Below are 13,104 nucleotides of genomic sequence, written 5' to 3' on the forward strand. Positions count from 1 at the left end.
GCTAAACCGGCGGCCCGGCATTCGACTTCAGGTTCTTCATCACCAAAGTTGAGGTGAGGCGCTCGACCGCGGGAAGTGACGTGAGCTGGTCGTCGTAGAAGCGTTGGTAAGCCGGGAGATCGGCGGCAATGACGCGCAAGAGGTAATCCGGGGAGCCGAAGAGCCGCTGCGCCTCAACAATGTTGGGGATAGCGGCCACCCGGTCTTCGAAATCCGACATCGTTGCGCGGTCCACTTGGCGCAAGGTCACGAAGACGATCGCCTCGAATCCCAAGCCAATGGCGGCCGGATCGATGTCCGCCCGGTACCCCCTGATCACTCCGGAAGCCTCGAGATCCCGCAACCGCCGGTGGCATGGAGCCACGGTCAATCCCACCTTGGCAGCCAGCGCGGTGGCAGTCATTCGGCCATCCTCTTTGAGGTAACGCAAAATAGTTCTGTCAATTCCATCAACCACGCAAGTATCTTACCAATTTCACGGCAAATCCGGCTAAATATGGGAACACTTATGGGCCGATTTTTCATAAGGTCATGGTGTACCAACCAGCCAGGAGCCACCATGAATCCCCAGCTCTTCCTCGCCTTCGTCATCGTCGCCGTCACCTTGGCCTGCACCCCCGGCGTCGACTGGGCATATTCAATCGCCGCGGGACTGCGTCAACGCAGCTTCGTCCCGGCCGTGGCCGGCCTGTGCAGCGGATACGTACTGCACACAGCCCTCCTGACTGCCGGGCTCGCGGCCCTTTTGGCGGGCGTTCCGGGGCTTCTCGGCTGGCTGACAATCGCGGGCGCAGCTTATTTGCTCTGGCTCGGCGTGAGCACCATGCGCTCATGGCGAGGCGCAAGCTTCAGTGCGGATGACGCCGTCGGGCAATCCCGAAACCAATTGCGCACCTTCCTGCAAGGCATGGGCACGAGCGGCATCAACCCCAAGGGCTTGCTGTTCTTCCTGGCGCTGGTGCCGCAGTTCGTGAGCCCGGAAGCGTCATTGCCCGTGCCCGTGCAATCAGGCGTATTGGGCCTGACGTTCGTGTTGTTCGCGGGCATCATCTACACGGCGGTGGCGCTGACCTCGCGAAAGCTGCTGCAATCCCGGCCTGCCGCTGCACGCGTCGTGACCCTCAGCAGCGGCATCATCATGGTGGGGCTCGGGGCCGTCTTGCTCGGCGAACAGGCGCTTCGGCTCCTACATTGACGCGTGACGTTGGACAGGGACGCTAGGCAGGGACGCTAGGAAGTGACGCGGACGCCAAGCAAGATCGCTCTGGCGTTCATCGTCCGGGCACCCTATCGTCAGCGTTATGTCCAACGACTTTTCAGCGCTCCTGGAGACCTTCAAGCAGCTCGGCGTCTCAAGGGCGTACGGCCCTCCCCTGCAGATCGGCGGCGAAGAACTGATCCCGGTCGCCTTGGTGTCCTTTGGATTCGGAGGGGGCGGCGACGGCAACAATGCCGCGGGCGGTGGCGGTGGCGGTTTCGTGCTCCCCGTCGGAGTTTATGGCCGCAAACCCAGGGGCCAGGTGGCGTTCCAGCCAAACACGGTCGTCGTCATGGCCATGCTGCTCCCCCTCATCGGAGCGGCTGGCGTGGCCCTTCGCGGGGTACTTCGTGCGCTCCGGCCCTAGACCCGCCCCAGCCGGCCGGCCCTAACCGCCGGGTTCGCCGAAGTCCTTGTTCCACAGCCGGCGCACCTCGACGTCCTTCCGGATCCCGTCGACGGCCTCAAACTCGGTCCCCTCTTCCTTGCCGCGCTTCCGGCGCACCACCACGCGCGTAATGGGACGGGGCGCGTTTCCGGGCCTCCGCCCGAGCTCGAGCATCGACAGAGCACGGTCCGTGAGCGCGTCGTTGCGCAAGGCGAGGCTGGTCTTTTTCCTCCTCAACACCTCCGCGAGTGCCGCCTGGGCCTCGGCCCGCTCCCCCAGCGCCCGGAGCGACTGGGCCCTGATCAGCAGCAGCGCCGCACAGAGGTCGTCCCGATTCCGGAGTCCCTCAGTCCAGGCGACGACGTCGGTATGCCGCTCGAGTGCGGCCGCTGCGGTGCAGCGGGCCAGGGCGGAGGGCAACGACGGCGGCAGGCTGGCCAGGATGTCCAGGGCCTCCACGGTCTGGCCCGTCTCCCGAAAGCAATGCGAGAGGGCGAGGAACACCGATTCTTCGCTGAACAGGACCGGAACGTCAATCCGTTCGGCGACCTCGACCCGGGTAACCACCCGGCCGAGGTAACTGGCAGAGAACTGGCTGGCGGCGTCGTCGATCCGGATAGACAAGCCCCGCTGCAGCAGTTCCGAAGCCCGCAGGTATCCGCCATGCTTGTACGCGAGCAGCCCGGCAATCACGTAGCACAAGCCTGCCCACCCTGGATAGCTGCGGGCCAGGGTGATGAGTCGGTCCGGTTCCGTGCTGGTGAAGATGGCGTCGTACACTGACTTGGCGGTCTTGCCGGCCAGCCGCTTGAGCCTGGGAACGTCCCCGGCGACATCAATCCGGCCAGCGGCCCTCCCTTTTAGGACACCCGCAATCACGCCGCCTAGGCCCTCGGCCAGCCCACTCACCGAAGTGCGGACATGTCCCTCCCTGAACGGCGTGATGTCCCTCGTGTCGCTGAAAATCGCTCGTCTTGTGCCGGGAACCGATGGCTCACTCACGGTTGCCTCGCCATCGCAGGATAATGCATCGCAGGATTGGGCATCACAGAACCATGCTAGCCGTGCATTGTCTCAGTCCCTGCCCTCTATTTCCCGGGTTTTCGGGAGTAAGATAACTTCGTCGGCAGGATTCCGACTCCTTGCCGCGATACGGCCCTCCATTTGAAGGGCCGCTGGAAATCGTGATCGGGAGGAGCTATGACCACTGCTTCGCACCCAGCTCAGCATCACCACGCGATGGGGCTGACGCTGCACAACACAGCACTAGGTTTAGGCTGGGTTTTCCTGGCTGTTGGCGTACTGGGATTTATCCCGGGCATCACCAGCAATTACGGCGCCATGACCTTTGCGGGACATGATTCCGGCGCCATGCTTCTTGGAGTGTTCCAAGTATCCATCCTGCACAACATTGTCCATCTGCTGTTCGGCGCGGCAGGCCTGTACTTCGCGAGGACTGGAAGGATGGCACGCGGTTACCTCATCGGTGGCGGCGCCGTCTACCTCGTCCTGTGGATCTACGGCCTTATCACCATGTCGAACATGAGCGCCGACTTCGTGCCCATGAACTCCGCGGACGACTGGCTGCATCTCGTTCTTGGCGTTGTCATGGTTGCCCTTGGCCTGTGGCTTGGACGCGACGCACGAGAGGAGACAAAGGGCCGCGCCATGTAGCGCACCCTGATTCTGTAGCACCAACTGCAGTTGCACGACGGCGGCCGCTCCTCTTCGGGGCGGCCGCCGTTATGCGCTCCATTGCTGCAGACGAAGCCAGGGCAGAAATGCCCCCAACGCACTTCTCCGGACATATCGTTTGAGCACGAACAGCAACTAGTAGCCTCCAGCCATCCAACGGTGACGTCGTACGCCGGACGGGCCGGACCGCTATCGGTGCGATGACCCACGGCTACTTGCAGATGGAGGCCTTTCCTCAACCGATCCTGAAGGTGGAGAAGTTGACGACGCCCTCATCGCAGCCCCGGTCAAAGAAGCAACAGCGGGCCTCGCGCGGACTGAGGAAATGACGGTGTATCCGGCCGCCACCCCGGGCGGTCCGTTTGTTTGGCATCACAATCCGAGGCTTGGCTGCTAATACCTCGAGAGATGGTTCGGGCGGCTTCGACGAACCACTAAGAAAGGAATGTTCGCGTGTTGAAGTTAGGACCCGGTCGTTTGGGTGCTTCTATTTCCGCTGCTTTCGGATGTTTGCTTGCGGCCGTTGTCCTCGTTGGATGCACACCGGCCTCTGAGACTCCGCCAACACTGTCATCCGGGACCTCCGGACCAAGGATCGCGTCGTCGCCCAGTCCAATAATTCCTTCAGCAAGTGCGACGTCCGGGGAGCCCCCGTTGGGGTCGGCCCAGTTACTTGGATCAGCCGCGGCCATGACTGTGCTCGCTGTCGGTGATTCGCATGCCAGGGCATTGGGCGTGGGAATGGCCAATGTGAGCCCGAATCGGCTGAACCTGATCATCAATGACGCAATGGGGGGCTGCGGGATCATGGAGTCGACCCAGTACAAGCTTTCATTCTCGGACTTGACTGACACGCCGTCTGCATGCGGTACATGGCCGGATCGCTGGGCCGAGGATGTGAAAAAATACCATCCCCAAGCAGTATTTTTGACGACGTCGAATTGGGACTACAACCCTCAGATGATCGATAACAGCGGCAAACTCATGACTCTTGCCGACGAGCCTTTCCGAAAAAAGTTCGACGCAAACATGGATCGCGCGATTAACATCCTCTCCGCGTCCGGCGCGAAAGTATTTTTGGAAAATTCGGTACCGAACCCGCTGATGTCCGGTGTAATGGCGGCAGTCGCCGCACGCCACCCCGGTAACACTGTTTTGCTAGACCTCCAGTCGCAGTTCTGCAATGGCCAAGTTTGCCCGCCCGTCATTGGAGGGATCACCGTCAATGACGAAAGCGGCCATCCTTTCGGCGAATCCCAGAACCGATTAGGGCGCTGGCTGCTCAACCAGATCGCCAACACTCTTCATGCAGCCTCTTAATCGGTCAAAACCGGCCCAGCAAAGCCAGTCGGAGAGCCTAAGAAATCCCTCTCAGACGGGAAGAATCGGCCCAATCGACGGATTAAGAGCCATCGCAGTCCTAGGCGTCCTTGCTTTTCACTTCGGCCTACCGCTGCCGGGAGGCTTCCTAGGGGTGGACCTCTTCTTCGTTATTTCCGGTTTTGTCATCACACGGTTGATACTGAACGACACCACCAGTCACAACATGCCCGGCTTGGTCCGGTTCTGGTTCCATCGCGCACGTCGTCTTTTCCCGTCCTTGCTCTTATTGTTGGTGTGCGTCCAAGTATGGATGCACACCGTAGCCAGCCCCGCTCTGCAAGCCAGCACGAACAATCAAACGCTCGCAGCATTGCTGTATGTCTCAAACTGGCAAGCGGTCCTTTCGCAAAAGGCGTACTGGGATCTACAGACGAACTTCACGGTGCTCAATCACTTATGGTCCCTTGCGGTCGAAGAGCAGTTCTACCTCCTATGGCCCTTGCTGGTCCTCGGGGCGGTGCGGATTCTACCGAAAAGGACTTTTCTTGCTCTCACCTTGGCGGGAGCAGTTGCCTCATACCTCGCTAGTGCATTGATGGCGGCCCAGGGAAATCTGGACCGGGCCTATCAGGGCACCGACACCCGGGCCGGCGCCCTGCTTTTAGGTGCCGCGTTGGCCATTCACCTTTCTGCAAAGGATTTCCAGGCGGGGGATGCCGACCTTGAGATGCGAACGAGGCGCAAAACCATAGCGCTTATCGGATATGTCTCGGCTGCAGTACTAGGTGCCGTGTGGTCGATCGCTTTCCTGAATGATTCGGCTCTGCAGTTCTGGCAGTTACCCCTGGCTGGAATAGCCGCAACGGGCCTGATATTTTCCGTAACGACCACACGACGTTCGCTGCTCGCCATAGTCCTCAACTCGCCCGCGTTGAGAGCAATTGGAGCGGTGAGTTACTCCCTCTACCTTTGGCACTGGCCAATCTGGGTGTTCCTTTCCTCCCAACTCCCGTCCGTCCAGGGTGGGTCTAAGGTTGTTCTCGCGTTTCTTGGAACCAGCGTTGTTTCAACGATGTCCTACCTCGTCCTCGAACGTCCCGTGCATCGCAGCAGAATCAAAGCAAGATACCTTGTTCCGCTTCTGCTGGTTACCGGCCTGCTCATCGCTCTGTCAGTAACTGTTGACCAACAACCGGTCCCTACTGAACGCCAGGACGGAATCCTCATTAATTAGCCCGGCCAACGACTGAATCGGCCTTGCCGCATATCGGCATCCCCACCGGCAGGAAGACGAAACCGAACGCCCTCGCTCGCGCCCGTCACAATCAGTGCGGAGACGACTACCGGTAGTTGCCGGGGGTCGGAAAAGACTCTTGGTGGCGCGTATTCCACGCTCGGCGCTTAAGAGTAACAGCGTACGGTCCGCCCATCGGCCCCGTCCGCCCGGTGTGCTCTCCGCCGCAGCTTGGGAAACGCTCCTCACCGAGACGGAAGGAAACTGAATGTACGGCGGTCTAATTGGCGGAAGCGGCCCTGGTGCGGGGACGCTTGTGGCGGGAACAGGAGCTTTGGCCTACACCGGGTTCAACGGGGGATGGCTGATGATCGCTTTTAGCTGCCTCACCTTGGGCACCCTGATGCTCTGGCGCACGCACAAAATGCGAAAGACGTCATAGAAGAATGGAAGTCCGCGCGCACGAATGTGGTCCTTCGAAAGGACCTTGGCCCGACGCTGAGGTGACCTAGGTTGTCGCTCTTCGAATCAGCGAGTGCAGTGGCATTCGTCATGCTTTCTGTATTCCTTGGCTATATCACGGCTATCCTCATCCCTTTCCTCCGCGCAAAGCCTGCACCGGAGGGAGACCCAGGGGATTTCGAATGGCATTTCTTCATTCCTTGCCGGGATGAGGAAGCCGTGATTTCGGCAACCATGCAGCGTATCTCCGAGCAGTTCCCGCGGGCGGGCGTGTGGGTGATTGACGATGACAGCGACGACCACACGGCAGACGTCGTCCAGGCCCGGGCACTTGAGAACCCCGAGGTCAGGCTCGTCCGTCGGCGGCGTCCCGAAGCGAGGAAGGGCAAGGGGGAAGCCTTGAACGCTGCCTATCGTGCGTTGGATGGTTCTCTGGCTCCTGACGTTGACCGGGAACGCATCGTCGTGGTGGTGCTGGACGGGGACGGGGCCCTTGCCCCGAACGGGCTTGCTCAGGCCGCAGGTCCCGACGCTTTCGGGGACCCCTTGACGGGGGCTGCTCAGGCGGCCGTGTGGATGTCGAACCTCGGGGCGGCCGCGGTCAGACCCGGGGACGGGTTCTGGCGTCGGGCGACGTCCCGGTACTTGGTGCGGATGCAAGATATCGAGTTCAGGACGGCCATCGCGGCCATGCAGATTCTCAGGCGTCGCACGCTCTCGGTTGGGCTCGGCGGGAACGGGCAGTTCACGCGGCTCTCGGCCTTGGATGCCCTGGCCGGAGAGGCTCGATCCCCTTGGAGGGGAGGGCTGCTTGAGGACTACGAGCTAACGATTCATCTGATGTTGGCCGGATACCGCACCGTGTACCTGCACGACACACACGTCGTGCAGGAAGCATTGCCCAGCATCCGCCGGCTGCTGACTCAGCGGGTGCGTTGGTGCCAGGGCGGGATGCAGTGCGCCAAGTACATCAAGGACATCTTCAACTCCCGCGAATTCACCAACCTCGGAGCCCTGGAGTCGAGCTACTTCCTCATGTTGCCCTTCCTCCAGCTCATCGGGCTCGTCCTGTGGCCCGCGCTGTTCCTCGCCATGGTCGGAGGCGGATCCGTCTCAACCGGTTCTCTCGCCACGTGGGCGTTCCAGTCACTGTGGCTTCTACCGCTCATCGCGGTGACCGGGATCCTTCCGTTCGCCATCTGGGGACCCCTGTACAGGGCGCAGTCATCGCCGGGCCGGTCGTTCCTGACGGGGATCTGGTGGGGAATCGCGTACTGGCTCTACGTCTACCAGAGTTACCCGGTGGTGTTCCGTGCAGCCTACCGGCTGGTTACAGGGCGTTCGGGCTGGGCGAAGACCCGCAGGAACAACGAAGAAGACGTCAAGCTACTAGCCAAAGAGGAATAAAAAACGTGACCTACCCCACCATCGCCGGACGCGCCAGAACCGGGAGCGCCACGAGATCCGGGAGCCCCTTCCTGGGCATCGGGCTTATCGTTATAGCGGGCCTCATGGCCATCCTGCAGGATGCCTTCCGAGAAGGCGAAGCGAGCGCTGTCTCCAAGGTCCTGGAACTGTTCATCCCGGGCTCCGTTGCCGTGAACAACTCGACAGTCATCTACGGGCTTGGGAAATCGGCCCCTTTCGGGTTGCTCATCACCACCCAGTGCTCCACCCTTGTGCTGTGGGTTCCGCTGCTCGTCCTTGCCGGAATTCTGCTGCTCATCGGCCGGACACAACTGCAGAAGACATTAGCCGGGCTGGGCGTCGCGATGGCGATGACGGCCGCAGCGAATTGCGTCCGTTTCCTGTTGATCGCGCTCGCCCAGCAGGCGTGGGGTATGCAAGGGTTCGACGTCGTCCACCACTGGTTCGGGTCGATCCTCGTCATCATTGTCATGGCGGCGGCGGTGGGAGTCCTCCTGGTGATTTCCTCAAGGAAGCGGACCCGACGTCGGAACAAAAGACCTGCGGCTAGCCGATGAAACGACATACCCTCCGCTTCGCCCACGCAACAGTCTTCACCGCCGCTGCGGCTGTCGTGGCCTTGATGCTGTCTGGGTGCGACCAGACCCTTCCAGGAGTCTCTACCGCTTCCCCCCAGAAAGGGGAATGTCACAACATCACAATCTCTAACGCCATGGACGCCACCTCAGATTCCAGTCCCCCTGTGCCCTGCTCGGCCCCGCACACGACCGAGACTTTCCTCACAGGCACAATCACTTCGGAAGTTACGCCGTTGGCCACCCAGCCCTTCCGACCGAACCAGCAGCAGCTGAAGGAGCTCAACGGGAAAGTGTGCCCGCCCCCCGGGCTTCGTGACTACCTTGGGGCCCGGCCCCGGGACTCGGTGCGCGGCATGGGAGTCGTCGCGTACTTCCCCTCCCGTGGGGATTGGGAGGCAGGTGCCCGGTCCTTCCGGTGCGATGTAGTCATCAACAGTCCAGAACAGGGGCCGGTTTCCCTCACCCGTCCGGCGCGCCAGGTCATGACAACGGCTGCGTCTGCCCGGCTTCGGACCTGCTATCTGCAGCAGAAGAACGCGGACGGGAGCTACGGCAACCGGGCACAGGAAGTCGACTGCAGCCAGCCACACACGGCGGAGGACGTCAATGCTTGGCTCCCTATGGACCAAAGCGTCAACACCGATGCCCAGTCACTGGCCCGGTGCGAGAACTTCGTGACTGAATTCTTCGCTCCCGCTCACATCCCCCCGGGGGTGGCACCCGTCCCGATCGTCGTCGGGTCGGAGCCCTCCCTGTCTCTTCACTGCGCGGTCGGGTTCGCCCCCCTGAGGGAAAGCCAAGGCACGCTGGCACCCCTCGATGCATCGGAGGCCGTTCATGGCACCTGACCCCTTAACCGAGCCGTCCCGAAAGCGCGAGCCGCTGCGCGATCCTATTGAACGGCGGATCTTCGCAAGCCTCCTCGCCCGGCTGAGATATCTTGGCCCGGGCGCGCCGACCAGCGTCCGGCCCGGTCGCCTGATCCTTGCCGCAGTACTCGCCGGCATTGGCGCAGCAGCACTGCTGATGATCCGGCTCTTCTACCCGAGCACCGTCGGCCTCGGCGACCAAGGGGACGGCAACCGTTTGCTCTGCAATTTGGGAGTCACTAACGTCCGGCCCTGGGACTACACCAACCTGATGAAATACGTGTACCCGCAATGGACCCCACACCAGTGGTACGGGGAAGCGTGCGGTGCCGACGGCTCCGGGGAATACTACTCCTCGTCCCAGATCCTGATCGCTGCGGTGGCCAAATACCTGACTCCCCTGGCCGGTTGGGGCCCGGGCCTGGACACCAGGATGATCGGCGTCGTCTGTTCCGTGCTGTTCGGTCTCCTCCTCGCCTGGTTCATCTTCCTCTGCCCGGGCAAACTAGTCTTCCGACTGGTCGTGGCCGCTGGTTTGACCCTCCTCATGGCCGATCCGGTATTCGCCGACTTCTTCGTCTCCCCCTACAGCGAACCCGCCGCGTTCCTGGGCACCTTCGCCCTGCTGAACGCCCTCATGGTGTGCTTCCGCCGCCACAGGCCCGGCTGGCTCGGGATGGCCTTGGTCCTGTGCGCCGCAGCGTTCACGATCGCCGCGAAAACCCAAACGGTCTCCTTCCTTCCGATCCTCGCACTGGCCCTACTTTGGCGTCCAGGACGATCCCGCCGCCCCCGTCCGGCCCCTCACAAGGGCACCCGCCTCCGGAAGGCGCTGCACTGGATGAGCGTGCGCCGGGCCGGCGTTCTCGCTGTCGTCGCGCTCACCGCGTTCTCGGTGGCGTTCATGACCAACCAACCGAAGAGGTTTAGCGAGCTCAACCTCTACAACGCGGTCTTTGTCGAGATGCTCCCCCACAGCCCGAGCAAAGCCGAGGACCTGCGATGGTTCGGCCTTGATCCCTCGATGGAATCGGCATCGGGTACAACTGTTGCCTCCGCCAAGTCTGCCGTGTACCTACCCACATACCACGATTTCATGGACAAAGTCACCCTCCCGAAAATCGCCGTTTTCTACGCAACCCACCCCGAGCGGCTCGTATCAATGGCTGAACGTGGAATTGGGGCGATGACCAAGCCCAGGCTGGACTACATCGGCTCCTACACCGCGGACTCCGGCCACGACCCATGGGAAAAGGAACACCGCATCCCGCTGTTCTCAGGGATATTCCAGTTCTTCGCAGCCGCGCCGGTCCTCATCCCATTCCTCCACCTTCTGACTCTGGTGCTGGCCTCGGCGGTCCGGAGCCGCCAACGGACCGGACGGGCTGCCGTCGCCCTGGGCAGCGCCGTCATCGTTCTCATCCCCTCGGCGTGGCTGCAATTCTGGGCAGTAATGCTCACCGAAGGCCAGTCCGAAATTTACAAACACATGATCATCGTGGACTTTATGACAGCACTACTCATCCCTCTCGGCGCCGCACTGGCCGCAATCTTGGCATCCGGCGGTTCCAGGCACGGCCCGCAATCCGTCCCGCCCGGCAGAAGACGAACCAATCGTGTCCTTGCGGGCAAGGTCACAGACCACAACGGGACTGATCAGCAGCACCACGACCGAGCCCATCCTCCCCAGGCAATATCGAAATGAGGGTGCCAACCACACCCACCACTACTGCCGTCTAACGGAAAGGCCGTCTAACGGAAAGAACGACGGCGACGCTCCCCAGCACGGGAGCGTCGCCGTCGTCGGCTAGTGAGGCTGGCTGTCCAGCTTATTCAGCCGCTGCGGCAACCGCCGCGGTGACGGCGGGGGCAACCCTGGGATCCAAGGGGCTAGGCACGATGTAGTCGGCCGAAAGCCCTTCCTCGGCCAGCCCGGCAATGGCGCGGGCCGCGGCAATCTTCATCGCCGGGGTGATGCGGCGCGCACCGGCGTCCAAGGCTCCTCGGAAAATCCCGGGGAAGGCCAGGACGTTGTTGATCTGGTTGGGGAAGTCGCTGCGGCCCGTTGCCACGACGGCCGCGTACTTGACGGCAACCTCGGGCAGGACTTCCGGGTCCGGGTTGGAGAGGGCGAACACAATCGAGTCCTGGTTCATGAGCTTCAGGTGTTCCTCGGCCAGCTTGGACGAGGAGACTCCGATGAAGACGTCCGCACCCTGTAGGGCTTCGGCGGGTCCGCCGGAAAGGCCGCGAGGGTTGGTGCGCTGAGCGAAGCGGGCCTTGACACTGCCCGAATCGGCCACCAGATCGGCGCGCTCGGCGTTGATGATGCCCTTGGAATCCAGCAGGACAACGTCCTTGATGCCCGCGGTCAGCAGGATCTCGGAGACTGCAATACCTGCGGCACCCGCACCGGAAACCACTACTTTCAGTCCTTCAAGTTCGCGCCCGGTGACTTTGGCGGCATTCGTCAAGGCTGCGAGAACCACAACGGCGGTGCCGTGCTGATCGTCGTGCATGACGGGGCAGTCGAGGGCTTCGATGAGGCGCTCTTCGAGTTCGAAGCAGCGCGGCGCGGAGATGTCTTCGAGGTTCACGGCACCGAAGCTCGGACGCAGGCGAACCAGGGTCTCGATAATTTCGTCCACGTTGGTGGTGTTCAGGACCAACGGGATGGAATCGAGATCGCCGAAGGCCTTGAAAAGCGCCGACTTTCCTTCCATGACAGGGAGGGAGGCGCTGGGGCCGATGTCGCCGAGGCCCAGGACCGCCGTTCCGTCGCTGACAACCACCACAAGGCGCTCAGCCCAGGTGTGCGTGCGGGCCAGCTCCGGGTTGGCGTGAATTGCCCGGCTCACTTCGGCGACGCCAGGGGTGTAGGCAATGGAAAGGTCGCGCTTGTTCAACAGCGGCACGGTGCTGGAAACAGAGAGCTTGCCGCCTTCGTGGGCAGCGAAGATTTCCTCTTCGCTCAGCGCCAGTGCGGTCAGGTTCTGTTCAGGGGTGATGGTCTCGACGGACACGTCGTTGTCTCCTCAGGCTAGCCGTGTACCCACGGCGAAATTCGGGGCAGGTGTAGCGGCTTCGGTGCCGGGCCAAGGGTGGCTGGTCCGTGCTGTGAAACTCCTGCGGATATGGGCTGCTAGCCGCTTGGCTCCTGTCTTCGTAGACAGGTGCTTGATAGGAAGACTAGAGACATTAGGGCATAAACGCATACTTTTGCCCTAAGTGGTCTAGACCAATTACGTTGATTTCTGGAAAAGCTACGCGCCCGCGAACAGCTTGCAGGCGTTCTTGAGGTCCTTCTCCGCGTCGAAAAGCGAGATCCTACGGCAGTTGACCGACTGGACCAGACCACTGATCACGTGCAGCAGAATCCTCGCCTTGCCGGCGTCCCCGATTGCTGCCGTGACCATCCCGGCAGAGAGCGCTTCGATGTCCTTCAGGAGCACGGGAATGTCGCCATCGCGGGTGTCCCAGGTGCGTGACAAGCAGTGTTCGACGGCGGGTTGCATCACCCGCATGTGGAAAATCTCCATGCCAAGTCCGGTGAGCTCCTGTTGGCTGCACCTTGAGGATGCCGGTTTGGCATCATTGAGTTCCCGTAGCTGCTGCCGGTAGACCGCAAGCATCAGGTGCACAGTGGATGGAAAGTAGCGGTAGAGCGTCCCCAGTGGAACGTGGGCCCTGGTAGAGACGTCCGAAAGGCTCACGGTATCGAACTGCCGCTGGGCGAATCCTGCGGCAGTCTTCAATATCCGGGCGTAGCGCAATAGCTGTCGGGGCGTGGTGGGAGCAGCCGCCATCTGGGGCAACCCCGCGGCCAGATCCAGCGAATACGGTTCCAAGGAGTTCGGTTCGGACATTAC

General features: G+C 61.8%; 13 protein-coding genes. 9 read left to right on the forward strand and 4 right to left on the reverse strand.

The window, feature by feature from the left end; all coding sequences use genetic code 11:
- Nucleotide 1: 1 nt before the first annotated feature.
- The gene (locus A3M3_RS0119195; protein ID WP_081736948.1) at nucleotides 2-457 is read right to left on the reverse strand and encodes an Lrp/AsnC family transcriptional regulator; all 456 of its coding nucleotides are present in this window, start codon (nucleotides 455-457) and stop codon (nucleotides 2-4) included.
- 102 nt (nucleotides 458-559) lie between these two features.
- On the opposite strand from A3M3_RS0119195, the gene A3M3_RS0119200 reads away from it, so the two are divergent.
- Both A3M3_RS0119200 and A3M3_RS0119205 read left to right on the forward strand, forming a co-directional pair.
- Nucleotides 560-1,195, forward strand: coding sequence for a LysE family translocator (locus tag A3M3_RS0119200; RefSeq protein WP_028267698.1), 636 nt, complete (start codon nucleotides 560-562; stop codon nucleotides 1,193-1,195).
- Between the two features lie 106 nt (nucleotides 1,196-1,301).
- Nucleotides 1,302-1,625 (forward strand): hypothetical protein, encoded by a 324-nt coding sequence (locus tag A3M3_RS0119205; RefSeq protein WP_028267699.1) that lies wholly within the window; start codon nucleotides 1,302-1,304, stop codon nucleotides 1,623-1,625.
- Between the two features lie 21 nt (nucleotides 1,626-1,646).
- On the opposite strand, the gene A3M3_RS0119210 is transcribed toward A3M3_RS0119205, so the two are convergent.
- Nucleotides 1,647-2,648, reverse strand: a complete 1,002-nt coding sequence (locus tag A3M3_RS0119210; RefSeq protein WP_231497366.1) for a hypothetical protein — start codon at nucleotides 2,646-2,648, stop codon at nucleotides 1,647-1,649.
- A gap of 198 nt (nucleotides 2,649-2,846) precedes the next feature.
- On the opposite strand from A3M3_RS0119210, the gene A3M3_RS0119215 reads away from it, so the two are divergent.
- The 7 genes from A3M3_RS0119215 to A3M3_RS0119250 all read left to right on the forward strand — a co-directional run bounded on the left by A3M3_RS0119215 (nucleotide 2,847) and on the right by A3M3_RS0119250 (nucleotide 10,940).
- Nucleotides 2,847-3,320 carry a DUF4383 domain-containing protein gene (locus A3M3_RS0119215; protein ID WP_028267701.1) on the forward strand — a complete coding sequence of 158 codons (474 nt, stop codon included), beginning with the start codon at nucleotides 2,847-2,849 and terminating at the stop codon, nucleotides 3,318-3,320.
- Between the two features lie 474 nt (nucleotides 3,321-3,794).
- Nucleotides 3,795-4,661, forward strand: a complete 867-nt coding sequence (locus A3M3_RS0119220; RefSeq protein WP_269317338.1) for an SGNH hydrolase domain-containing protein — start codon at nucleotides 3,795-3,797, stop codon at nucleotides 4,659-4,661.
- Nucleotides 4,648-5,898, forward strand: coding sequence for an acyltransferase family protein (locus tag A3M3_RS0119225; RefSeq protein ID WP_081736949.1), 1,251 nt, complete (start codon nucleotides 4,648-4,650; stop codon nucleotides 5,896-5,898). Before A3M3_RS0119220 ends, A3M3_RS0119225 begins: the two co-directional genes overlap by 14 nt.
- Before the next feature lie 552 nt (nucleotides 5,899-6,450).
- Nucleotides 6,451-7,767 carry a glycosyltransferase family 2 protein gene (locus A3M3_RS0119235; RefSeq protein WP_051423460.1) on the forward strand — a complete coding sequence of 439 codons (1,317 nt, stop codon included), beginning with the start codon at nucleotides 6,451-6,453 and terminating at the stop codon, nucleotides 7,765-7,767.
- A gap of 5 nt (nucleotides 7,768-7,772) precedes the next feature.
- Complete coding sequence (gene xrtS, locus A3M3_RS0119240; RefSeq protein WP_028267705.1) at nucleotides 7,773-8,345, forward strand: exosortase S; 573 nt, start codon at nucleotides 7,773-7,775, stop codon at nucleotides 8,343-8,345.
- 65 nt (nucleotides 8,346-8,410) lie between these two features.
- The gene (locus tag A3M3_RS0119245) at nucleotides 8,411-9,214 is read left to right on the forward strand and encodes a septum formation family protein (protein WP_269317342.1); all 804 of its coding nucleotides are present in this window, start codon (nucleotides 8,411-8,413) and stop codon (nucleotides 9,212-9,214) included.
- On the forward strand, nucleotides 9,204-10,940 hold the full coding sequence (locus tag A3M3_RS0119250; protein ID WP_028267707.1) for a DUF3488 domain-containing protein: 1,737 nt from the start codon (nucleotides 9,204-9,206) through the stop codon (nucleotides 10,938-10,940). Before A3M3_RS0119245 ends, A3M3_RS0119250 begins: the two co-directional genes overlap by 11 nt.
- Nucleotides 10,941-11,064: 124 nt before the next feature.
- On the opposite strand, the gene A3M3_RS0119255 is transcribed toward A3M3_RS0119250, so the two are convergent.
- Both A3M3_RS0119255 and A3M3_RS0119260 read right to left on the reverse strand, forming a co-directional pair.
- Nucleotides 11,065-12,258, reverse strand: a complete 1,194-nt coding sequence (locus A3M3_RS0119255) for an NAD(P)-dependent malic enzyme (RefSeq protein WP_028267708.1) — start codon at nucleotides 12,256-12,258, stop codon at nucleotides 11,065-11,067.
- A 240-nt stretch (nucleotides 12,259-12,498) separates the two neighbouring features.
- The gene (locus A3M3_RS0119260; protein WP_035743371.1) at nucleotides 12,499-13,101 is read right to left on the reverse strand and encodes a TetR/AcrR family transcriptional regulator; all 603 of its coding nucleotides are present in this window, start codon (nucleotides 13,099-13,101) and stop codon (nucleotides 12,499-12,501) included.
- Nucleotides 13,102-13,104: the final 3 nt, after the last annotated feature.

Source organism: Arthrobacter sp. MA-N2 (genome assembly GCF_000517125.1).
Taxonomy (GTDB): domain Bacteria; phylum Actinomycetota; class Actinomycetes; order Actinomycetales; family Micrococcaceae; genus Arthrobacter; species Arthrobacter methylotrophus.